This is a genomic window from Streptomyces thermodiastaticus, from assembly GCF_014656135.1.
GTDB classification, from domain to species: Bacteria; Actinomycetota; Actinomycetes; order Streptomycetales; family Streptomycetaceae; genus Streptomyces; species Streptomyces thermodiastaticus.
This window is the reverse complement of the sequence record NZ_BNBV01000015.1, coordinates 66,467-88,429: the sequence shown is the minus strand read 5'-3', so window position 1 is coordinate 88,429 and position 21,963 is coordinate 66,467. Positions and strand designations below refer to the sequence as shown.

Sequence of the window (21,963 nt, the reverse complement as noted above, 5' to 3'; positions counted from 1 at the left end):
GTGTCCGGGACGGACCGGCTCACGAGGCGGGAGGTGTGTGTGCCGCGCTTCACACATCTGCACACCGTCTCCGGGTTCTCCCTGCGCTACGGCGCCTCGCACCCGGAGCGGCTGGCCGAGCGTGCCGCCGAACGGGGCATGGACGCTCTCGCGCTCACCGACCGCGACACCCTGGCCGGTGCGGTGCGCTTCGCCAAGGCGTGCGCGGCGGCGGGGGTGCGTCCGCTGTTCGGGGCAGACCTGGCGGTGGCCGGCCCCGAGCCGGTGCGGCAGCAGACGCCCGCCCGGCCCGAACGGCGCCGGGCACCGGTGCGCGGCGGCGCCTTCGTCGACGAGTCGGCTCCCCGCGTGACCTTCCTCGCCCGGGACGGCGCCCGCGGCTGGGCCGACCTGTGCCGCCTGGTCACCGCCGCCCACACCGCCGACGCAACCCCCCGGCTCGCCTGGTCCGACAACCACGGCGACGGACTGATCGTGCTGCTCGGCCCCGACTCCGACGTCGGCCGAGCGCTGGCCGCCGGCCGCCCCGACCGGGCCGCGCGGCTCCTCGTGCCCTGGCGTGAGGTCTACGGCGACGCCCTGCGGCTGGAGGCCGTCTGGCACGGCCGCACGGGCACCGGGCCCGGCTCCCTGCGTCTGGCCGCCCGCACCGTCGGCTTCGCCGCCGAGCAGCGCGTCCGGCCCGTGCTCAGCAACGCCGTCCGCTACGCCGACCCCGGCCAGGGGCCGGTCGCCGACGTCCTGGACGCCGCCCGCCGCCTGGTCCCCATCGACCCCGCCAAGGAACGGGACTCCGGTGAGGCCTGGCTGAAGGACCCCGGCGCCATGCTGCACGCGGCCGAACGGATCGTGGAGTCCGCGGGCTTCCGGCGCGAGACCGCCCGCCGCCTGCTGGAGCAGACCGAGGCCACGGCCGCCGCGTGCCTGGTCGACCCCGAGGACGACCTCGGCATGGGCACCGTCCACTTCCCCGAGCCGCACCTGGTCGGCGCCGCCCGCCGCACCGCCCAGCGCACGCTCGCCTCCCGGGCGGCCGCCGGCATGGTGCTGCGCGGCTACGCCGGCCGGCGCGCCTACTGGGAGCGGATGCACGAGGAACTGGACATCATCGCCTACCACGGCTTCGCCACCTACTTCCTCACCGTCGCCCAGGTCGTGGACGACGTACGGAAGATGGGCATCCGGGTCGCGGCGCGCGGCTCCGGCGCGGGCTCTCTCGTCAACCATCTGCTCGGCATCGCCCACGCCGACCCCGTCGAGCACGGACTGCTCATGGAGCGCTTCCTGTCCAAGCGGCGGATGGTCCTGCCCGACATCGACATCGACGTGGAGTCCGCCCGCCGCCTGGAGGTCTACCGCGCGATCATCGACCGGTTCGGCGCCGAGCGGGTCGCCACGGTCTCCATGCCGGAGACGTACCGCGTCCGCCACGCCATCCGCGACGTGGGTGCCGCCCTGTCCCTGGACCCCGCCGAGATCGACCGCATCGCCAAGTCCTTCCCGCACATCCGCGCCCGCGACGCCCGCGCGGCCCTTCAGGAACTTCCCGAGCTGAAGGAGCTGGCGGGGGAGCAGGAGCGGTACGGCAGGCTGTGGGAGCTGGTCGAGGCCCTGGACGCGCTGCCGCGCGGGGTCGCCATGCACCCCTGCGGGGTGCTGCTGTCCGACGCCTCTCTGCTGTCGCGCACCCCGGTGGTGCCCACCAGCGGTGAGGGCTTTCCCATGTCCCAGTTCGACAAGGACGACGTGGAGGACCTCGGCCTGCTCAAGCTGGACGTGCTGGGCGTGCGGATGCAGTCGGCGATGGCGCACGCCGTCGCCGAGGTGGAGCGGGCCACGGGGGAGCGCATCGACCTGGACGCCCTGCCCGGCGACGACCCGGCGACGTACCGGCTGATCCGCTCCGCCGAGACGCTCGGCTGCTTCCAGATCGAGTCGCCCGGCCAGCGGGACCTGGTCGGGCGTCTGCAGCCGGCCGACTTCCACGACCTGGCCGTGGACATCTCCCTCTTCCGGCCCGGCCCGGTCGCCGCCGACATGGTGCGGCCGTTCATCGAGGCCCGGCACGGGCGGGCCCCGGTGCGTTATCCGCACCCGGACCTGCGCGGGCCGCTGGAGGAGACCTACGGCGTCGTCGTCTTCCACGAGCAGATCATCCACATCGTCGACATCATGACCGGCTGCGGACGCGACGAGGCGGACCGGGTGCGCCGCGGGCTGTCCGACCCGGAGTCGCAGGGGCGGATCAAGGTGTGGTTCGCGCAGAGCGCGGCGGCCCGCGGATACGACGCAGAAACGATCCAGCGCACCTGGGAGATCGTCGAGGCCTTCGGCTCGTACGGCTTCTGCAAGGCGCACGCGGTCGCCTTCGCCGTGCCCACGTACCAGTCGGCCTGGCTGAAGGCCCATCACCCGGCCGCCTTCTACGCCGGACTGCTCACCCACGACCCCGGGATGTATCCCAAGCGGCTGCTGCTGGCGGACGCGCGGCGGCGCGGGGTGCCGATCCTGCCGCTGGACGTGAACAAGTCGGGAGTCGCTCACCGTATCGAACTGGTGTCTGACTCCAAGGGGGTGACACGGGGTCGTTCGTCCGGTATATGGGGACTTCGCCTGGCCCTGTGCGACGTGCACGGCATCAGCGAGGCCGAGGCGCGGCGGATCGCGGACGGGCAGCCGTACGCCTCGCTGCTGGACTTCTGGGAGCGGGCCCGGCCCAGCCGCCCGGTCGCCGCCCGCCTCGCCCAGGTGGGCGCGCTCGACGCCTTCGGCGCCAACCGCCGCGACCTGCAACTGCACCTGGCCGAGCTGCACCGCGGCACCCGCGGCGCCGGCGGCGGACAGCTGCCCCTGTCCGGCGGCCGGAAGACCGCCGCGGCCGGCCTGCCCGACCTGTCCGACGCCGAGCGGCTCAGCGCCGAACTGGGCGTGCTGTCGATGGACGTCTCCCACAACCTGATGGACGACCACCGGGCCTTCCTCGACGAGCTGGGCGTGGTCTCCGCCCGCCGGCTGCGCGAGGTCCGGCACGGCGAGACGGTGCTGGTCGCCGGTGCCAAGGCGGCCACCCAGACCCCGCCGATCCGCTCCGGCCGGCGGGTCATCTTCACCACGCTGGACGACGGCACCGGCCTGGTCGACCTCGCCTTCTTCGACGACTCCCACGACGCCTGCGCGCACACCGTCTTCCACTCCTGGCTGCTGCTGGTGCGCGGCACCGTGCAGCGGCGCGGCCCGCACAGCCTGAGCGTGGTGGGAACCGCCGCCTGGAACCTCGCCGACCTGGCCGCACTGCGCGCCGAGGGCGGCCTGGAGGAGGTGGCGGCCCGGCTGGCGCGCTCGGCCGGCGGGGACACGCACGGCACACCGGCCGGCAAGGACGCGCGGGGCGCGCCGGACGGCGACGGCACGGGAGCGTCGCGGGCCCGGCTCGCCGGCTCGGACGGCCGGCCGGCACCCGCCGGCTCCGCCGCCCAGGACCCGCTGGAGACCGCCCGGGCAGGCCGCCGGATCCGCATGTCCACCGGCTACCAGATGCACCCCTGGGCGGACCTGCGGCCGGCCGGCGAAGGATCCCCGAGCGGAAGGACGTTGTGGCACCAGAGTCCAGGGAGTGCGGGATGACCGTTCTCTGCGTACGTTTCCAGCTGCCCTCGCCCGGCGAGACGGCCCTGCCGGAACTGCTCGGACTGCTGGAGGAGTTCACCCCGGTCGTCCAGGCACTGCCGCCGGACGGCGCCCTGGCCGATCTGCGCGGCGCCGAACGGTACTTCGGACGCGACGCCGTCGAACTCGCCTCGGTGATCCGGGTGCGCGCACTCGCCCGCTACGGCGTTGACTGCCTCATCGGCGCCGGACCCGGCCCGATGCTGGCCCGCATGGCCCGGCGAGCCGCCCGGCCCGGCGTGACCTGCGCGGTGTCCGAGGACGCCGTCACCGCGTTCCTCGCCGACCAGCCCGTCACCGCACTGCCCGGCGTCGGCGCGGCCACCGCCCGCACCCTGGGCGAGTACGGCCTGGACACCCTCGGCCGGGTCGCCGCCGCACCCCAGTCCACGCTCCAGCGCCTGGTCGGCGCGAAGGCGGGCCGCGAACTGCACGAGAAGGCCAACGGCATCGACCGCAGCCGGGTCGTCCCCGACTCCCTCTCGCGCTCCCTGGCCGCGGAACGCCCCTTCGACCGCGACGAGCTGGACCCCGACCGCCACCGCCGGGCCCTGCTGTCGGCCGCCGAGGAACTGGGCGCCCGGCTGCGCACCTCCGGCACGGTCTGCCGCGCCCTGACCCTCACCGTGCGCTACGCCGACAGGTCCGCCACGACCCGCACCCGCACCCTGCCCGAACCCACCGCCCACTCGGCAGCCCTGACCCGGACCGCCTACGGCATGTACGAGTCCCTGGGCCTGCAACGCGCCCGGGTCCGCGCCCTCGCCCTGCGCACCGAGGGCCTGGCCCCCGCCGAACAGGCCACCCACCAGCTCAGCTTCGACCCCGCCGACGACAAGGCCCGCCGCATCGAGGAGGTCGCGGACCGAGCGCGGGCGAGGTTCGGGCCGCGGGCGGTGATGCCGGGGGCTTTGGGGGGTCTGGTGAGTCTGGGGACTTGGGCGGGGTGGGCGGCTTGAGGGGGGTCCCGCGTGTGCGGGGATCCGGGTAGTGCATGCGCCCAACCCCGCGTGCGCGGGGAGCAGACCGTGGCGTGGCTGCTGAGGAACTGGGGTCCATCCCCGCACGCGCGGGGAGCCGGAACTGGACGACTCCGACCAGAACCTGGAGGCGGGTCCATCCCCGCACGCGCGGGGAGCCGAGTGCGCGATCTGCGGGTTTACGGCGCAGGAGCCGTGGTTTACATGAGTTTCACCGATTCCGGCAAGGTGTCTCCCGCCCGTTGAGGCCCTGTCATGGGCGCCTGGCCGAGGCCTGACCTAGAGCCGTCTTCTCGTCGGCGTCCGCAGTTCACCCACCCCCGACGGCCGCACGGCGCCGCCCGCCTGAACAACCGTGCTGCCACCTCCGCCTGACACCCCGTCCGCAGGCGCGCTGCCCCGATTCCTTCCACCGTCGGATTTTTTACCGACACGTAACTTCACACCCGGACTACTGGTCCGTAACTTGACGAATGAACAGCATCCTCGTGATCCGGATCACAGGGGCGTAGTGCCACCGCACCTCCCTCGTGTCGCAAGGAGATCGCATGATGCTGCCTGTCGCGCGAGCGCTGAGACATCTGGCCGCGCTGCTCCTGGCCGTCGCCGTCGCCACCGTCCCGGCTGCCGCCGCCCACGCCTCCGACGCCTCCGCCGCAAGCGCCCCCAGCTCCGGCTGGAACGACTACGACTGCAAGCCGTCCGCAGCCCACCCCCGCCCCGTCGTCCTGGTCCACGGCACCTTCGGCAACTCCGTCGACAACTGGCTCTCCCTCGCCCCGTACCTGCAGGACCGTGGGTACTGCGTCTACTCCTTCGACTACGGCCGGCTGCCGGGCGTGCCCGTCTTCTGCGGTCTCGGGCCCATCGAGAAGTCGGCGCAGGAGCTGTCCGCCTTCGTCGACAAGGTGCTCGCGGCCACCGGTGCCGCCGAGGTCGACATCGTGGGCCACTCGCAGGGCGGCATGATGCCCCGCTACTACCTGAAGTTCCTCGGTGGCGCGGCCAAGGTCAACGCCCTCGTGGGCATCGCCCCCAGCAACCACGGCACCACCCTGCTCGGTCTCACCGAGCTGCTGAAGTACTTCCCCGGTGCGAGCGACCTGCTCGACACCGCCACCCCCGCCATCGCCGACCAGATCGCCGGCTCCGACTTCCTCACCAAGCTCAACGCCGGCGGCGACACCGTGCCCGGCGTGCACTACACCGTCATCGCCACCCGGTACGACGAGGTCGTCACTCCCTGGCGCAGCCAGTTCCTGAGCGGCCCCGACGTGCACAACGTGCTGCTGCAGGACCTGTGCCCGGCCGACGTGTCCGAGCACCTGGCGATCGCTCTGAGCGACCGCATCGCCCACCACGAGGTGGCCAACGCTCTCGATCCGGCCCACGCCACCCCGACCACCTGCGCGTCCGCCGTCAGCTGACCGGTCGGTTCACCGGGGGCCTGTCCGGCCCGAGCGCCGGACGGGCCCCGTCGCCGTCCGAGCCGTCCAGGAGCCGGGACCGCGGCGCCGCGCGCGTTGTGGGTCGGGAGTTCGCGCGCGTTGCGTGTCCCGAGTCGTGGGTCAGGCGTCCGGCCACCAGGTGCGGGCGATGTCCTTGCGCACCTCCGGCCGTGCGCCGGGGCGTTCGTCGGCCTCCTCCCGGATCCGGCGGGCGTCCGACTTCCTCGGAAGCTTCTGCACGGTGATACGGCGCATCACTGCCTCCTTCGTCTCCCCGGGTTCCGTGTTCTCCCGGAGGTAGACCTTTCGGGCGAGAGTTCCTGATCGATGCCGTTCTGTCTGTGGTGGCCGTCACGAACCGGTTGTCAGTGGCGGGTGTCACTCTGAGTGCCATGCGTGCACAGACGACGACCGGTGACCAGGGGGCGGCCCAGGGGCCCGTGGACTGGGACGCCCAGGCGGCGGACTTCGACGACGAACCCGATCACGGACTGCGCGATCCGCAGGTGCGGGCCGCCTGGGCCGAGCGGCTGCGCGGCTGGCTGCCGGCCGCTCCCGCCGACGTCCTCGACCTGGGCTGCGGCACCGGCAGCCTGTCGCTCCTGGCCGCCGAGCAGGGGCACCGGGTCACCGGCGTGGACCTGTCCGCGAACATGCTGGAGCGCGCCCGCGCCAAGCCGGCCGGGTACGACGCGGAGTTCCTGGCCGGGGACGCCGCACAACCCCCGGTGGGCGGGCGGCGCTTCGACGTCGTCCTGGTGCGCCATGTGCTGTGGGCGCTGCCCGACCCCGCCGGTGCGCTGCGGCACTGGCGGTCGTTGCTGCGCCCGGCGGGGCGGCTGGTCCTCGTCGAGGGTGTCTGGGGCACGCTCACCCCGGTCGGCATACCCACGGATCGCCTCCTCACTCTTCTCGCCCCTCTCGTGGATCACACCCAGGTCGAACAGCTGTCCGGGGATGCGCGACTGTGGGGGAAGGAGGTGGACGACGAGCGGTACGCGGTGGTGGCGACGGTGTGAGCCGGCCGCGGGAGGGCGGACGGACGAACAGATGCGACACCGCCCTGTCCGGCGCGCCCTGCGGGGCGGTGTCAGCCCAGGTCGCGGAGGTAGCGGACCTCCGTGGCGCACACCTCGTACCCGAGCCACTTGTTGATCGCCAGCATCGGCCCGTTGCCGGTGTCGTTGCCGGTCAGGGCCTCGGTGCACCCGGCGGCCCGGGCCCGGTGCAGGGAGTCGGTCTTGGCGAGCTTGGCCAAACCCCGGCCGCGGAACGGGCGGGCGGTGCCCGTCATCGAGGTGCCGTACCGGGTGCCGCCGTCCGTGCGGGCCATGGTGAACGCCACGGGACGGCCGTCGACCAGGACCACCGACGTCAGCTCGGGGCTGAACAGCGGATGCCGCCAGGTCTCCGCCAGCCAGGCCTCGTAGTCGGTGAGCTCGTAGGACACATCGCTCGGTTCGTCGGCGGTCGTCTGCGCGTCCAGCTCGAAGAGGGGACGCGGATCGCCGGCGAAGTCGCTGCCCCGGCGCAGCTCCACACCCGGCGGCGGGTCCGTCAGCGGCGGAAGCGTCCCGCGTACCAGGTCCAGGCGGAGGAAGTGGGCGGAGCGGCCGCTGTGGTAGCCGCGCCGTTCGGCGAAGGCACGGTTGCCCGGCTCGTCCAGCACCCAGGAGCAGATCCGCACCGCGCCGAGCGTGGCCAGGTACTCCTCGGCGGCCCGCACCAGCAGGCTGCCGGCGCCACGACCCGTGTGCCGGGGGTCGACGTACACGTTGACGCTGCCCACCCCGGGATCGCTGCTGTCGTGCACCATGTGCACCTGCGCCGTCCCGATCACCTCCCCGTCCGCGACCGCCACCAGTGGGCGGTAGTGCGCCTCGGGCGGCATATGGGCCAGGTCGTGGGCCAGCGCGTCGGCGGTGTACAGCATCCAGGGCAGCGCCCGGTCCCGTACGCGGGCGAAGCCCTCCAGATCGGCGCGCTGGTCGGCGCGCACCTCGCGAACGATGACGGTCATGGCGGCGCAGGCTACGCAGGACACCCGCGCACCGCCTCCGAATTTCCGGGCCGCGCCCCGTCGCGCCCGTCGTGCCGGCCGCAGCGATCACGACGGTCACGGCGCCGGGCCTCCCGACCGCCTCCCGACCGCCTCCCGACCGCCGCCCGGGCGGCGACCGCACCCCCGCCGCCCCGCACCGCCAAGACCCCGGGTGTGCGCGACAATCGCACCGTGACCTTGCAGATCCGGATCAAGGACGGTGTAACGCCCCCCTACGAGCAGGTGCGGGCGCAGATCTCCGAGCAGGCGCGCTCGGGAGCACTGCCGGTGGGGTACCGGCTGCCCACGGTGCGTGCGCTCGCCGAGTCGCTGGGGCTGGCGGCCAACACGGTCGCCAAGGCCTACCGGGCGCTGGAGAGCGACGGCGTGATCGAGACGCGCGGCCGCAACGGCACCTTCGTGGCCGCGGCCGGCTCGGCCGCCGAGCGTCAGGCGGCCGAGGCCGCGCAGGCCTACGCCGAGCGGGTGCGCCGGCTCGGGCTGGAGGAGGAGGCGGCGCTCGCCGCGGTCCGCGACGCGCTGCGCGCGGCCTACGCGCGGTAGCCGGCCACACGGCCTGTGCGCGGCAGGCGGCCATACGGCCTGTGCGCGGTAGGCGGCCATACGGCCTGTGCGCGGCAGGCGGCACCGGGCGCGACACCGCGCACGCCGGTGTCGGCACACGCCCGCCCACGCCGGTGTCAGCCGGGCGCCGGTACCGTCTCCGGCGTGCGGGTCACCGTCAGGCCCGCGCGCCGTGCCGCCCGGGCGAACACCACCGCGTCCCGCACCGCCGCGCCCCCGGGGTCGTTGTTGAAGTACACGTACACGTCCGGCACGTCCGGCCAGGCGGTCGCGACACGGTCCACCCAGGACTCCAGGGACCGCTGCCCGTAGCGCGGCCACGGCGTGGCGCGGCCCTCGTGGAAGCGGACGTAGCCCCAGCCGGCGGTGGGCCACAGCGGGGTGACCGGGCGGGCCTGGACGTCGGCCCAGCACAGCGCGGCACCCCGCCCTTCGAGGACGCCGCGGATGCGCGGGGTCCACCACGACTCGTGGCGCGGTTCCACCGCGACGCGGGTGCCCGGCGGGAAGCACGCCAGGCAGGCGTCCAGCAGGCCGGCATCGGCGCGGAGCGTCGGCGGCAGCTGCAGCAGCACGGGACCGAGCCGGTCGCCCAGGCCCGCCGCCCGCGTCATCAGCCGCTCCACCGGCTCCTCGGGGTCCTTCAGCCGTTTGACGTGGGTGAGGAAGCGGCTCGCCTTGACCGCGACGACGAAGCCCGGCGGCACCCGGTCGCGCCACGCCTCGAAGGTCTCCCGCGCCGGCAGCCGGTAGAACGCGTTGTTGCACTCCACCGTGGCGAACGCGGCGGCGTACTCCTCCAGCCACAGCCGAGTGGGACAGCCCTCCGGGTACAGCACCCCGCGCCAGTCCTTGTACTGCCAGCCGGACGTTCCGACGAACAGGGTCATACCTCCATCAAAACACCGGATCCCTCATCGAGGCACCGTACGGCCGGACGGAGCGCGCCCGCGCAGCAGGTCACCGGTGCCTCACCCGCGCCCTCCCCGTCCTCACAGATACAACCCCGCCCCCGCCCCCTCCCGCTGCTCCGGCAGTGCCGTCGGCGAGGTGCCGCGGCGCAGGGCGTACAGCTCGGCCAGGGTGGCGCCGTCGCGGGAGACGCCCTCCTCGGTGCCCAGCCAGGCCACCGCCTCCTGCCGGGTCAGCTTGCCCACCTCGATCCGGGCCAGGCAGCGGCCGGGGCGGACCACGGCCGGGTGCAGGCGCTCCAGGTCCTCGTTGGTGGTCACGCCGACCAGCACGTTGCGGCCCTGGCCGAGCAGGCCGTCGGTGAGGTTGAGCAGGCGCGACAGGGCCTGGCCCGCGGTGTGCCGGGCCTCGCCGCGGATCAGCTCGTCGCAGTCCTCCAGGAGCAGCAGCCGCCAGCGGCCCTTGCCGGCCGGGTCCTCCTCGCCGATGGCGATGTCCATCAGATAGCCCACATCGGCAAAGAGCCGCTCGGGATCGAGGACGCAGTCCACCTGGCACCAGTCGCGCCAGCTGCGGGCCAGGGTGCGCAGCGCCGAGGTCTTGCCGGTGCCGGGCGGGCCGTGCAGCAGGAGCAGCCGCCCGGCGATGGTGTCGGGCGTGGTCTTCATCAGGCGGTCCAGGGCGACGGCGACCGGTGCCGTGTAGTTCGCCCGGACCTCGTCCCAGGTGCCCGCCGAGATCTGCCGGGTGGTGCGGTACGGGCCGCGCCGGGGAGAGAGGTACCAGAAGCCCATGGTGACGTTCTCCGGCTGCGGCTCCGGCTCGTCGGCCGCGCCGTCCGTGGCCTGCCGGAGGATCTCCTCGGCCAGCTCGGCGCCGGTGGCGGTGACCGTGACGTCGGCGCCCCGGTTCCAGCGGGAGACCAGCAATGTCCAGCCGACGCCCTCGGCGAGGGTCGCGCTGCGGTCGTCGTCGCGGGCCACCCGCAGCACCCGGGCGCCCTCGGGCAGCAGCGTGGCACCGGGGCGCACCCGGTCGATGCTCACCGTGTGCGCGCAGGGCTGCTCGCCCGTCGCGAAACGGCCGAGGAACAGCGCGTCGACGACGTCGGAGGGAGAGTCGGAGTCGTCGACGGTGAGCCGGATCGGCAGGGCGTCGTGCGGGTTCGCGGACATGCCGTCATGATCCGTCACCGGGGGGCCGGACGCACCCGGTTTCCACCGCGCACGACCCGTGTCGCGCGGGTGCGCCCCGATCCTGGCCGAACCCTGCCCGAAGCGCTCATTCCGCCCGTACTGTGGTGGGTGATGGGACGTCATGGGTGGGACACGGGGGCGGGGCGGTGGCGGCTCACCGCGCTGCTCGGGGTGGGCGCGGCCGTGGTGGCCCTGGTGGTGGCGCTGGTCGCCACGCTGCCGGGCGATCCGAGCACCGAGGGCACGACACGCGACGGGGCCAGGGTGCACGGCACACCCGGACCGCCGCGCCACGCGGACGAGCCGTCCGTCGGATGGGGGTTCACGCACACCCAGTTCAGTGCCGACGAGGGCAGCGGCGCCGCCACGGACCGGGTCGCCGCGATGCTGGCGAAGAACGCCGGACTGCCGCAGAACCAGGCCATCATGGGCTGGGGCGCCGACAACCCCGAGCCGGTGAAGGGACGCTACGACTTCGCCGCGCTGGACCGCCGGGTGGACTTCATGCGCGCCTCCGGCGCCACCCCGGTGATCACCCTGTGCTGCGCACCGGACTGGATGAAGGGCGGCCGCCCCGGCGCGGACACCACCGACTGGAGCCAGCAGGCCCTGGAGACCGCCCCGACACCGGACCACTACAGGGACTACGCCGCGCTCGCCGCGACCGTGGCCCGCCGCTACCCGGACGTACGCCACTTCATCGTCTGGAACGAGTTCAAGGGCTTCTGGAACGACACCGCCGACCGCTGGGACTACGAGGGGTACACCGAGCTGTACAACCTGGTCTACCGGGCGCTCAAACAGGTGAACCCGAAGATCATGGTGGGCGGGCCGTACCTCGTCATGGACAGCGTCGACCCGCGGCAGACGCAGTACGCCTCCACCGCGGTGCGCGGCCCGTGGGGCGCCATGGACCAGCGGGTCCTGGACGCCTTCACCTACTGGAACACGCACAAGGCGGGCGCCGACTTCGTGGTCGTCGACGGCTCCAGCTACACCAAGGACGACGAGCTGCTGCCCGACGAGTTCGCCGCCACGGACAAGCTGACGGCCGTCGGGCGGTGGGTGCGGCAGCAGACGCGCGGCCTGCCGCTGTGGTGGGCCGAGTACTACGTCGAACCCGCCGACGGCAACGACGACCGCAAGGAATGGTCCGAGCCGCACCGGGTCGCCGTCCAGGCCGCCGGAATGATCGCCATGGCCAAGGGCGGCGCCACCACCGGCTTCTACTGGAACCCGGAGGAGGAGAAGGGCACCGACTGCCCCGGCTGCCTGTGGACCCCCACCGACAGCGCCGACGGCGGCCGGCCCCTGCCCCTGTACGACCTGCTCACCCGGTTCAGCCGCGCCTTCCCGCCCGGCACCACGTACCGCAGTGTCTCCGTCGCCCCGGACGACGTGCCCAACGTCCGCGTCCTGGCCGACGACGACACCGTCCTGGTGGTCAACACCCTCGACCGGGCGATCAGCGCCCAGGTCGACGGCCGGCGCTTCGCGATGCAGGCCTACGAGGTGAGGTGGCTCGAGCGGTGAACCGCCCGGCCACCTCACCGGCCGCCGCACCCGCTGCTGACGCGCCCGCCGCACAGAGGCGGACGCGTCACGCCCCTCAGGTCCGGCCCATGGTCCAGAACCGCTGCACCACCGAGGCGATCAGCAGGGCCAGCAGCGGCAGCGAGAACCAGAAACTGCCCTGCAGCCACCGCAGCTGACGCACCCCCGGCCGCACCGCGACGCGGACGACCTCACGGGCGGCCAGCAGCACGACCAGCACCAGCGCCGCCACCCCGCCGGCCACCGACCACGGCGTCCACGTCACCTTCGGGCCGGCCGGACCGGGAGCCGGCTGGGGCACCTCACCGGACGGCGGGGTGCGCAGCGCGTACATCGTCACGTCGTCGTTGGCGAGGACCTTCTTCAGCTCCGGCCGCTGGTCCAGGTTCCGCACCAGACGCGACTCCCAGGTGGGCGAGTAGCCCGCGTCCAGCCGCAGATACGTCACCTGACTCTTGTTGATCATCAGATACGAGTTCGGGCCGGCGTCCTTGAGCGCCTTGACCAGGCCGCCCACCAGCACCGGGTCGGCCGGTGCCAGGGTCGGCCGGTAGTCGACGCGCTCCATGTCCCGCGCGCCCCACGGCATGGCCGGCGTGACGTTGTCCACCGTGTCGCTGCTCAGCCACAGCACCCGGACCGTCGGCTTGTCGTGGGCGTAGACGTACTCCATCGCCGCGACCTCGCCGGGCCGGATCCGCTCGAACGGCTCGTTGCCCCACCGGGCCACCAGGAAGCCGCCCATGAGCAGCAGCCCGGTCAGCAGCGCGGCGAGCGGGGCCAGGCTCACCCGGTCCTTCTGCCGTTCCTCGGCGGTGACCCCGGCACGCGGGAACAGCGCCAGCGCGGCCAGCAGCGCCGCCCCGGGCAGGGCGAACATGAACACCCGCAGCGCCATCTCGCCGCCGTAGGACTGCAGACCGAAACCGAGGAACGGCACGCAGACGAGCACCAGCAGCGAACGCTCCCGGTACTTGTGCTCGCGCCGCCTCCACCAGCCCCAGCAGGCCAGCAGCAGCACCGTCCCGGCCAGCAGCACCCGTGCGTACAGCACCAGCTGGTGCGTGGGGTCGCCGCCCTCGATACGGCCCGAGACCGACGTCGAGACGTTGCTGCCGATGCCGCCGACCCCGCCGAACAGCTCGTCGAAGTGCCCCGACCAGTACGGCTCGGCCATGAAACCGAGCCAGAACAGCACCATCACCCCGCACAGCAGCGGCAGCCCGCGCAGCTCCGACCGGCCGGTCAGCACCAGCACCGCCGCCACGCCCAGCATCACGAACGGGGTGAGCTGGTGGGCGGGGACGGTGGCCGTGAACAGCCCGATCAGCACGACCAGCAGCACCGCACGCTGCCGCCGCCCGGCCGGCTCGACCTCCGCCTCCCCGGGACGCACCGACGCCCACAGCATCCGCGGCGGCCGGAACCAGACCAGCAGGATCGCCACGAACACCAGATAGAGCAGGAACGTGAAGCCCTGCGGCGAGAAGTAGTCCTGGCCCACCCAGCCGCCGAGCACGAAGATCCACACGCCGGTCCAGCGGGCCCGCCAGCTCGCCCGCAGCGACCGGGCCAGCAGGAACATCGGCGCCAGATACAGCAGCTGAATGGTCATCGGCCACCAGCGGATGACCTCGGTGAGGTCGCTCAGCCCGCAGGCCCGCGCGGCGAACGCGGCCACCGCGAAGAACCCGGGCCAGCTCCAGCGGGCGTCCAGGTCCGGGACGGCGGTGCCGGTGCGGTCGACGTAGTCGAGGAATCCCAGGTGCTGCCAGGCGGTCGCGAACCGCGGCTCGGTCTCGATCACCGCCGGCAGCGCGTGCAGCGACACCACCGTGGCCAGCAGCGTCACCAGCAGCAGCGTCCGGTGCTCGCGGCGGAGCCACAGCAGCGCGGCGAACACCGTGACCAGCAGCGCCGCGCCGGCCAGCGTCGGCAGCGGCAGCACCGAGATCAGGCCGAGCCCGCCCATCCGGTCCAGGTCGCCGTCGCCGAGCCGGACGGCGGGGACCCAGTACAGCAGCAGCGCCGCGATCAGCAGACAGCCGAGGACGACTCCGGCGCGGGTGGGCAGCAGCCGCTGCCGCCAGGAGCTCGGGGGAGTCCCGGCGGCCCCGGCGTCGGCCGCGGGCCGTGCTGCGGCGTCCGGCCCGGGCTGCGGGCGGTGGGGGCCCGGCTCGCCGTGCACCGCCGCCTCGGCGACGGCCGCCCGTTCCTCCCGGACGGCCGGCGGGTCGGGCAGCACCGCGCGTTCGGCGGTGGTGAAGGGCGCGTCCGGCACGTCCGGCTGCCCGGGACCCGGCACGGTGACGCCCGTGGGCGGGGTGCCCGGCCCGGGCCGGACGTCGGGCCGGCGCTCCACGTGGTCGAAGTCGATGTGGACGCCCAGCGCCGGAGTGGCGGAGCGGACCAGCTCGGTCCGCTGCTCCTCTACGGCGCCGCCGGCCGCGTCCGTGCCCGCGCCGGCCTCCTTCGCCGGTGCCTCGGCCGCAGCGGCCGCGGGCGCGGCCCGCAGGATCCGGTACAGCCTGGGCGTGGCGATCGCGACGATCACCGCGAGGCTGGAGATCTCCGCGACACCGGCGCCGGTCAGGCCCATCCGGGGCAGCAGCAGCAGCGTCAGCCCCAGCACCAGCACGCACAGCAGGCCCTGCAGCCAGGCCAGCCCGGCGGTACGGCTGCGCGCCCGCAGCACCGCGAAGTACGTCTCCATCACCACCCGCAGCAGTGCCCCGACCGCGAACCAGCGCAGCAGCGGGGTGGCGGCCTGCGCATAGCCCTCGCCGAAGACGTGCAGGATCTGCGGCGCCAGCAGGAACAGCACACCGCAGACCGGCACCATGATCCGGGCCATGCGCAGCAGCGCCGCCCGGGTGTTGGCGGCCAGCCGCGCCGGGTCGTGCGAGCCCTCCACGGTGAGCGAGGCGCCCATGTTGACGGCGAGCAGATTGACGGTGCCGCCGATGGTGGTGGTGATGTAGAAGTAGGCGTTGTCCGCGGAGCTGACCTGCGAGGCGATGATCACCGGGACCAGGTAGGTCACCGCGAGGGAGAACAGCGAGCCGGTGTAGTCACCGGCCAGGAACCGGCCCATCTCCCTCAGCGTCGGCGCGGTCGCGTGCCCCTCGGTGGCCTTGACGTGGCGGGGCACCAGACGCCGGAAGACCAGCCAGCCCAGCGGCACCACCGAGGTGGCGATCGCGGCCACCCAGGAGACGAACACACCGGCCGTCGGGATCGCCGCGGCCAGCAGCACCAGCAGCGCCAGCTTCACCGCCGAGAACACGGTGTTGCCCACCGGCACCCAGGTCGCGCTGCGCAGCCCGGTGAGCACCCCGTCCTGCAGGGTCAGCAGGTTCCAGGCCATCACCGCCACCATGAACCCGAGCCCATGGGTCAGGCCGTGCAGGAAGCGGTAGGACGGACCCCAGGTGTCCAGGGTGAGCAGGAACACCGCCGCCGCCAGCGCCACGACGAGGCAACTGCCCGCGTACGTCCGGGCGATCAGCCGGCCGGTCGCCCGCCCGGAGACCGGGATGAAACGGGCCAGGGCGCCGGTGAGCGTGACCGCGGTCAGCCCGGCCAGGAACTTCATGGCCGCGATGGCGGCCGAGCCCTGGCCGACGGCGTCGTCGGTGTAGTAGCGGGCGGCGACCAGCCAGAAGCCGAGGCCCAGCACCGCGGAGATCCCGGTGTTGAGCATCAGCGCGTACGCGTTGCGGAACAGCTGGTTGCCGCCGGGCGAGCGGCCCCGTCCGAGCAGGCGCAGCCGGCGCCGCGGCTGCTCGGGCGGCTGGGATGCGGTGGCCGATGCCTCTGTGGTGGTCGTCGTGTCAGACACGGGTACGGATGGCCTTCCGGCGGACCTGTCGGGCTCTGCGGACCAGGGCGTAGCCCTTGGTGAGGGCCCGGTCCACGGCGAAGGTCCGGGCTGTCGCCCGGCCCTGCACCAGCCGGGCGAACTCCTCGGTGGTGGTGGAACGGCGCACGGTGAGCCGCTGGAGGGCGTACGGCCCCTGCGCGCGGCGCGCCAGGCCGTTGCCGACGGCGAGCGCCTGGCGGTAGCCGGCCGCCCTCACCCGCCGGCGCACCCTGCGGTCGGAGTAGCCGTACGGATAGGCGAACGAGACCGGCGCGGTGCCCAGTTCGGCGGTGACGATCTCCTTGCAGCGGATCAGCTCCGACCACAAGGCGTCGTCGTCGAGCTGGTCGAGCTGCGGGTGGGTATGGCTGTGCCCGCCGATCTCCACCCCGCCGGCCGCCAGGTCACGCACCTGGTCCCAGTCCAGCATCGTGTCCAGGCCGCCGCCGGTGTCGTAGGCCCCGCGCAGCCAGCCCGTCGAGACGAACAGGGTGGCGGTGAAGTTGTGCTTGGCCAGCGACGGCAGGGCGTGGCGGTGCACGCCCTCGTACCCGTCGTCGAAGGTGATCAGCACCGGGTTCTCGGGCAGCGGTGAGCGGCCGCCGGACCGCCAGTGCGCGGCCAGTTCCGCGGTGGTGACCGGATGGCGGCCCAGGTCCTCCAGCACCGCCATCTGTTCGGCGAACGCCTCCGGCGACACCGACAGAGCGCGCGTGGCCTCGTTCGGCTCCCGGGCCACCGCGTGGTACATGAGCACCGGCACGGGTGCGTTCATCTTGTCTCTTCCCCCTCGCCGTCCTCGATGCGGACCACCTGGAAGCGGGTGCCGCCCCGGCGGGCGCGCAGGCTGCCGACGGCGTAGCCGCCTGCCGTCGTCAGCAGCCCGGCGACGATCGCGCCGGCCCGCCCCGCACCGCCCGGCCGGGCCAGCAGCGCGTCCCACAGCCCGCGGACCACGCCCGCGGGCAGCACCCGTGTGGTGTAGCGGCGTTCGGACTCGAGCCCCTGGGCCGCGCCGACGCTGCGCGCCACCAGCGCCTTGGACAGGCCCTCGGCGTAGGTGCGGGTGCGGAAGTAACGGAACCGTTCGCGGTCGCCGGGCACCCGGTGGTGGATGACCGCCCGGTCGTCGATCAGCAGGACCGCGTCCGGCCGGGCCCGGGTGAGCCGGATGCACAGCTCCGTCTCCTCGCAGCCCAGCGGGCGCTTGTCCCCGTCCCGGCCGATGCCGGTGGCGAAACCGCCCGCCACGTGGAAGGCGCTGCGCCGGAAGGAGGCGTTGCCGCCGAGGACGTTGCGCACCCGGACCGTGCCGGGCGGCAGCCCCCGGTAGGTGCAGCCGACCACCCAGTCGAACTCCTCCGGGAACCAGGCGGGCCGCCGGCGCGACGCCCACACCGGCACGGTCCGGCCGCCCACCGCCATCACCCGCGGGTCGGCGTAGTGCCCGGCGAAGTGGCGCAGCCAGTCCCGTTCGGCCACGGCGTCGTCGTCGAGGAAGGCGACGATCTCGCCGCGGCTGGCCGCGATGCCGGTGTTGCGGCCGGCGGACAGTCCGCGCGGGCCCGCGTTGGGCAGCACCCGCACGTCGTCCGCCTCCTTGTACTGGCTGCGCAGCCGCTCCAGAAGCGCCGTGTTGTGGTCGACGACCAGCAGCGTCTCCAGGGCCGGCCGGGACTGCGCCCGCACCGAGGAGACCGCCGCGAGGATGTCCTCCCAGCGGTCCTCGGTGTAGACGCAGATCACGACGGAGATGCCGGGAGCGCTCAAGACGTCTCCCCCAGGTCCGCCGGGTACGCGGCCAGCAGCGGGGAGTGCCGCTCCTGGCGGCGCAGTTCACGCCGGTTGGAGCGCTCCTTGAGGATCACCTTCAGCACCCGCAGCCCGTCCCGCACGGCCCGAAGATTGCTGGCGCCGTGGATGCGCAGGTACTCGTAGCTGGGGATCTCCTGCACCTTCAGCCCGGCCTTGACCACTCTGATGTTCATCAGCGTCTCGACCTCGAAGCCGGTGCAGTCCAGGTCGATCTTGTCCAGGCAGTGCCGCCAGAAGGCGTTGTACCCGTAGCACAGGTCGGTGTAGCGGGCGCCGAACTTGCGGTTGACCACCGCGCACAGGATCCGGTTGCCGAGCTTGCGGACGAAGGTCATGTCGTCGGTGCCGCCGCCGTTGGCGAAGCGGGAGCCCTTGGCGAAGTCGGCGCCGGAGACCAGCGCCGAGACGTAGGAGACGATCTCGCCGCCGTCGGCCGAGCCGTCCGCGTCCACCATGACGATGATGTCGCCGGTGCACGCCTGGAATCCGGTGATCAGGGCGTCGCCCTTGCCCTTGCCCTGCTGCCGCACGACCTTCACGCCGGGCCACAGCTCGCGGGCCACCTCGACGGTGTTGTCGGTGGAATTGCCGTCGACCAGGACCACTTCGTGTATCCACTCGGGAAGGGTCTTGAAGACGTACGGCAGATTCTCCGCCTCGTTCATGGCCGGAATCACCACACTCACCGGCGGTGCGATGGCCAGGTGGGACGTGATCGGCCGGTACTGGGCTGCCGGTGATGGATCCTGACCGGAGGACGGCGGGTGGAGAACGGAACTCATGACTCGGTGTCCCTCTCGTCCGGCGGACCGCCCGTCGCCGGGCGGCCCGGCTGTGTGTCCGGGTCGAAAGGGGGGTTCTCGCCCCGAGGCACGGCGCAGCGCTCACGCGTGCCCGCGGGGTGAGCTGGCAAAGCTGGCCGGGCTGCCGGAACGGACGGCAGCCGGTCGCGCGGCACGGCCCGGCGGTCGTCCGACCACCGGGCACGGCACCCCCCTACCGCGCCCCGCGCCGGCGCGCCCCGGTCCCGAATGCCCTCCCCTGGGACCACGTGCGGGACGTACCGATGCGGGTGAGATGTACGACGGTATTGACGATTGAACCAGTATGGCAAGACCTGGAGTGGCGCCTCGGGCTTTTGTTGGAATTTCCGTCAGGCGCCGTACTCCCTCTCGTTCAAGAGCGCGAACGGATTTTCCCCATCCGCTTCAGGATTCGATCGGCGGGTTCGAAAAGTTCCGGCCGCGACACCACCAGATTCCGCAATGCCCGCACCGGGGCGCGGCGTGCACGGTGGCCGATCGCCACCGGGTGACGCCTGGTCGCCCAGCCCTCGTACACCTGTAACTCCCGTGTTCTGAGGGAATCCTTGTATTCCTTCCGTCCCCTGCCGAGATCGAGATAGGCGATCCCGTCCGCGGCGGCCGCCTCGGCCATGCGCAGATGCAGCACCAGTCCCGGTGAATACTTCGCGTACCGCGGGTCGTAGGCGGGGAACCAGCACGCGAGCACCCGTTCGGTGCGCAGACCGAAATGCGCCGCGACCGGCCGGCCGTCGGCATAGAGCACCGACAGGATCCCGGCGAACGGCTCGGAGCGGGTGTGGAAGAGCCGGGTGACAAGCCGGGTGATCCACTCGTGGGCGAAGCGGTCGCTGCGCCCGGTGCGCCGGTACTGCGCGGACTTCCAGGTCATCAGCGTCCGCAGCACGGCCGGGTCGCGTTCGTCGTGGACGTACCTCACCGGCCCGGCGTCCCGTTCGAGCTTGCGCTCCTTGGCGAGCGTGGTCCGGGTGAACTTCGGCGACCGGGCCCGCAGCTCGCGCAGATAGACGTCCCACCCCTGGTCGACGTCCATGACCGGGGACGCAAAGGCGCCGGTGGCCGACTCCTGGAAGGGCGGCTGACCGGCCACCAGGTGGTCGAACTCCCACACCGCCAGCCCGCAGGCCCGCAGCAGCTTCTTGGCGTCCCAGGTGAAGCCGGGGCGGTGGACGAGGCCCTGGGCGTCGGAGACACCGAGCCCGACGGCCCGGCCGACCCCGGCGGCCGAGCGCTGGAACGGGAAGAACGCGGCCGGCTCACCGCCTTCACGGATCACCGCGATCCGCACCCCGCGCCGGCAGTGCCCCACGGCGAGCGCGAACTCGGGCGAGAGGAAAGGGTTCGCCAGCTCTTCCGAGCCGTGCAGATGGGCCTTGGACTGCATCGCGGTCCAGGCCGCCCGGTCGGCGGCGGTCAGCTCGCCCGGGTGGTACACGCTGATGTCCACGTCACACGCCCTGTCTTCTCGCCGCGCGGCCGCGCGGCCGCCGCAGGGGAACCAGCAGGAGAACGAGGCTGCTGACCACGGTGACGGCCACGATCCCGCCGGGGACCGACCACCGGTGCAGCGCCAGCATCGTCTGGGCCACCAGCATGTCGAGCACGACCGCGCCCGCCAGTGAGGCCAGCACGCGGCCGAAGGGATCGAGCCCGCGCAGCCAGGCCGCGACGGCGGCGGCCGGCGCCGCGAGCAGGAAGAGCAGGGTCAGCGGGCCGCGCAGCGGCGAGGAGGAGTCGGTGAGCGCGAGCAGCAGGCCGGTCCCGACGGCGGCCGTCGCCGCGCCCGCGAGCAGGGGCGGCAGGTTTCTCCCCGGTCCCGGCCGCGCGCGCTCGCCGTCCGGTGAATCTGTGGTGATGCGTGTGGAGTGGTGCATGGGCGACTTGCCCCCCGAAGCGCCGGATGCCGGGCTTCAATGTCGCTCAGTGGTGCACGGGCCGTCAAGATGCCAAAACGATCGGTAGTCACCGGCCGGAATCCTGCCGGGCGGTGACCACTGCTTCTCATCTGTCTCCCGCTGTCTCCCGGGTCACTTCTGACGGCGCATCACCACATCCGTGCGCCCCCATGTCCCTCCGATCGGCGGTCCGCTTCTCGACAAAGTTGGCATGAACACTTCCAGTCAACACGCGTAGCTGCTACCACGGTTGAGGCAGCGATCCTGCTAAAGGGAGGTTCCATGAGACGTTCCCGACTTGTCACCTATATCGGCTCTCTTCTTCTGGCCGCCGGTCTCACCCTGACCGGAGCGGCCTTCGCGCAGGCATCGGATCAGCAGGCCGCCGCCGGCGGATACGTCGCTCTCGGCGACTCGTACTCCTCCGGTGTCGGCGCCGGCAGCTACATCGACTCCAGCGGCGATTGCCAGCGGAGCACCAAGGCGTACCCGTACCTGTGGAACGCCGCCCACGCCCCCTCGTCGTTCGCCTTCACCGCGTGCTCCGGTGCGACGACCGACGACGTCCTCGCCGACCAGCTCGGCCCGCTCAACTCCTCCACCTCCCTGGTGTCGATCTCCGTGGGAGGCAATGACGCCGGCTTCGCCGACGTCATGACGACCTGTGTGCTGCAGTCGGACAGCAGCTGCCTGTCCCGCATCGACACGGCCAAGGCCTACGTCGACAACACCCTGCCCGGCAAACTCGACCGTCTGTACTCCACGATCCGCAGCAAGGCGCCGTCCGCCCATGTGGTCGTGCTCGGCTACCCCCGCTTCTACCTGCTCGGCCAGACCTGCCTCGGCCTGTCCGAGACCAAGCGCTCCGCGATCAACGGCGCCGCCGACCACCTCGACGCCGCCATCGCCAAGATCGCCGCGAACCACGGCTTCACCTTCGGCGACGTCCGCACCACCTTCAGCGGCCACGAGATCTGCTCCGGCAGCTCCTGGCTGCACAGCGTGGACTGGCTGAACCTCGGCCAGTCCTACCACCCGACGGCGGCCGGCCAGTCCGGCGGCTACCTGCCGGTGCTCGACGCCGCGGCCTGACGGACTCGCGGTACCGTCCGCACCGCCTGGCGCATCGGGCCGGCACGCCCGCCGGTGCGCCAGGCGGCCGGCTCACCGGCACCGGCGACGCGC

17 protein-coding genes are annotated in these 21,963 nt (G+C 73.0%); 7 read left to right on the top strand and 10 right to left on the bottom strand.

All coding sequences use genetic code 11. The features are described 5' to 3' along the window. Positions 1 to 39 precede the first annotated feature (39 nt). From IE286_RS15545 to IE286_RS15535, 3 genes are all read left to right on the top strand, one after another. Complete coding sequence (locus tag IE286_RS15545; RefSeq protein ID WP_189797319.1) at positions 40 to 3,624, top strand: DNA polymerase III subunit alpha; 3,585 nt, start codon at positions 40 to 42, stop codon at positions 3,622 to 3,624. Then, positions 3,621 to 4,625, top strand: a complete 1,005-nt coding sequence (locus IE286_RS15540; protein WP_189797318.1) for a DNA polymerase Y family protein — start codon at positions 3,621 to 3,623, stop codon at positions 4,623 to 4,625. Before IE286_RS15545 ends, IE286_RS15540 begins: the two co-directional genes overlap by 4 nt. A 572-nt stretch (positions 4,626 to 5,197) precedes the next feature. Beyond that, positions 5,198 to 6,073 carry an esterase/lipase family protein gene (locus IE286_RS15535; RefSeq protein ID WP_189797364.1) on the top strand — a complete coding sequence of 292 codons (876 nt, stop codon included), beginning with the start codon at positions 5,198 to 5,200 and terminating at the stop codon, positions 6,071 to 6,073. A 141-nt stretch (positions 6,074 to 6,214) separates the two neighbouring features. Here the strand turns inward: IE286_RS15535 and IE286_RS27645 are convergent, their stop codons facing one another. Continuing rightward, complete coding sequence (locus IE286_RS27645) at positions 6,215 to 6,349, bottom strand: hypothetical protein (RefSeq protein WP_267969273.1); 135 nt, start codon at positions 6,347 to 6,349, stop codon at positions 6,215 to 6,217. A 137-nt stretch (positions 6,350 to 6,486) separates the two neighbouring features. On the opposite strand from IE286_RS27645, the gene IE286_RS15530 reads away from it, so the two are divergent. Next, positions 6,487 to 7,113, top strand: a complete 627-nt coding sequence (locus tag IE286_RS15530; RefSeq protein WP_189797317.1) for a class I SAM-dependent methyltransferase — start codon at positions 6,487 to 6,489, stop codon at positions 7,111 to 7,113. A 71-nt stretch (positions 7,114 to 7,184) separates the two neighbouring features. Here the strand turns inward: IE286_RS15530 and IE286_RS15525 are convergent, their stop codons facing one another. Next, positions 7,185 to 8,114 carry a GNAT family N-acetyltransferase gene (locus IE286_RS15525; RefSeq protein ID WP_189797316.1) on the bottom strand — a complete coding sequence of 310 codons (930 nt, stop codon included), beginning with the start codon at positions 8,112 to 8,114 and terminating at the stop codon, positions 7,185 to 7,187. Between the two features lie 213 nt (positions 8,115 to 8,327). Between IE286_RS15525 and IE286_RS15520 the strand changes: the two genes are divergently transcribed. Further along, positions 8,328 to 8,699, top strand: coding sequence for a GntR family transcriptional regulator (locus IE286_RS15520; protein WP_189797315.1), 372 nt, complete (start codon positions 8,328 to 8,330; stop codon positions 8,697 to 8,699). Between the two features lie 137 nt (positions 8,700 to 8,836). Here the strand turns inward: IE286_RS15520 and IE286_RS15515 are convergent, their stop codons facing one another. Together IE286_RS15515 and IE286_RS15510 are read right to left on the bottom strand one after the other, a co-directional pair. Then, complete coding sequence (locus IE286_RS15515; RefSeq protein WP_189797314.1) at positions 8,837 to 9,610, bottom strand: DUF72 domain-containing protein; 774 nt, start codon at positions 9,608 to 9,610, stop codon at positions 8,837 to 8,839. A 102-nt stretch (positions 9,611 to 9,712) separates the two neighbouring features. Then, positions 9,713 to 10,807, bottom strand: coding sequence for a DUF5925 domain-containing protein (locus IE286_RS15510; RefSeq protein ID WP_189797313.1), 1,095 nt, complete (start codon positions 10,805 to 10,807; stop codon positions 9,713 to 9,715). Between the two features lie 132 nt (positions 10,808 to 10,939). On the opposite strand from IE286_RS15510, the gene IE286_RS15505 reads away from it, so the two are divergent. Further along, positions 10,940 to 12,361: a GH39 family glycosyl hydrolase gene (locus IE286_RS15505; protein WP_189797312.1), complete on the top strand. Its 1,422-nt coding sequence runs from the start codon at positions 10,940 to 10,942 to the stop codon at positions 12,359 to 12,361. 76 nt (positions 12,362 to 12,437) lie between these two features. Here IE286_RS15505 and IE286_RS15500 read toward each other — a convergent pair whose 3' ends face one another. The 6 genes from IE286_RS15500 to IE286_RS15475 all read right to left on the bottom strand — a co-directional run bounded on the left by IE286_RS15500 (position 12,438) and on the right by IE286_RS15475 (position 20,757). Continuing rightward, positions 12,438 to 16,223, bottom strand: a complete 3,786-nt coding sequence (locus IE286_RS15500; RefSeq protein ID WP_189797311.1) for a lipopolysaccharide biosynthesis protein — start codon at positions 16,221 to 16,223, stop codon at positions 12,438 to 12,440. Beyond that, positions 16,216 to 17,019, bottom strand: coding sequence for a polysaccharide deacetylase family protein (locus IE286_RS15495; protein ID WP_189797310.1), 804 nt, complete (start codon positions 17,017 to 17,019; stop codon positions 16,216 to 16,218). Before IE286_RS15495 ends, IE286_RS15500 begins: the two co-directional genes overlap by 8 nt. After that, positions 17,016 to 18,014 (bottom strand): glycosyltransferase family 2 protein, encoded by a 999-nt coding sequence (locus IE286_RS15490; protein WP_189797309.1) that lies wholly within the window; start codon positions 18,012 to 18,014, stop codon positions 17,016 to 17,018. The genes IE286_RS15495 and IE286_RS15490 overlap by 4 nt, the downstream gene beginning before the upstream one ends. Further along, positions 18,011 to 18,841 carry a glycosyltransferase family 2 protein gene (locus tag IE286_RS15485; protein WP_189797308.1) on the bottom strand — a complete coding sequence of 277 codons (831 nt, stop codon included), beginning with the start codon at positions 18,839 to 18,841 and terminating at the stop codon, positions 18,011 to 18,013. Before IE286_RS15485 ends, IE286_RS15490 begins: the two co-directional genes overlap by 4 nt. Positions 18,842 to 19,235: 394 nt before the next feature. Then, complete coding sequence (locus IE286_RS15480) at positions 19,236 to 20,330, bottom strand: GNAT family N-acetyltransferase (RefSeq protein ID WP_189797307.1); 1,095 nt, start codon at positions 20,328 to 20,330, stop codon at positions 19,236 to 19,238. Between the two features lies 1 nt (position 20,331). Next, the gene (locus IE286_RS15475; protein WP_229862831.1) at positions 20,332 to 20,757 is read right to left on the bottom strand and encodes a hypothetical protein; all 426 of its coding nucleotides are present in this window, start codon (positions 20,755 to 20,757) and stop codon (positions 20,332 to 20,334) included. Between the two features lie 303 nt (positions 20,758 to 21,060). On the opposite strand from IE286_RS15475, the gene IE286_RS15470 reads away from it, so the two are divergent. Continuing rightward, positions 21,061 to 21,870 (top strand): SGNH/GDSL hydrolase family protein, encoded by an 810-nt coding sequence (locus IE286_RS15470; RefSeq protein ID WP_189797306.1) that lies wholly within the window; start codon positions 21,061 to 21,063, stop codon positions 21,868 to 21,870. Positions 21,871 to 21,963: the final 93 nt, after the last annotated feature.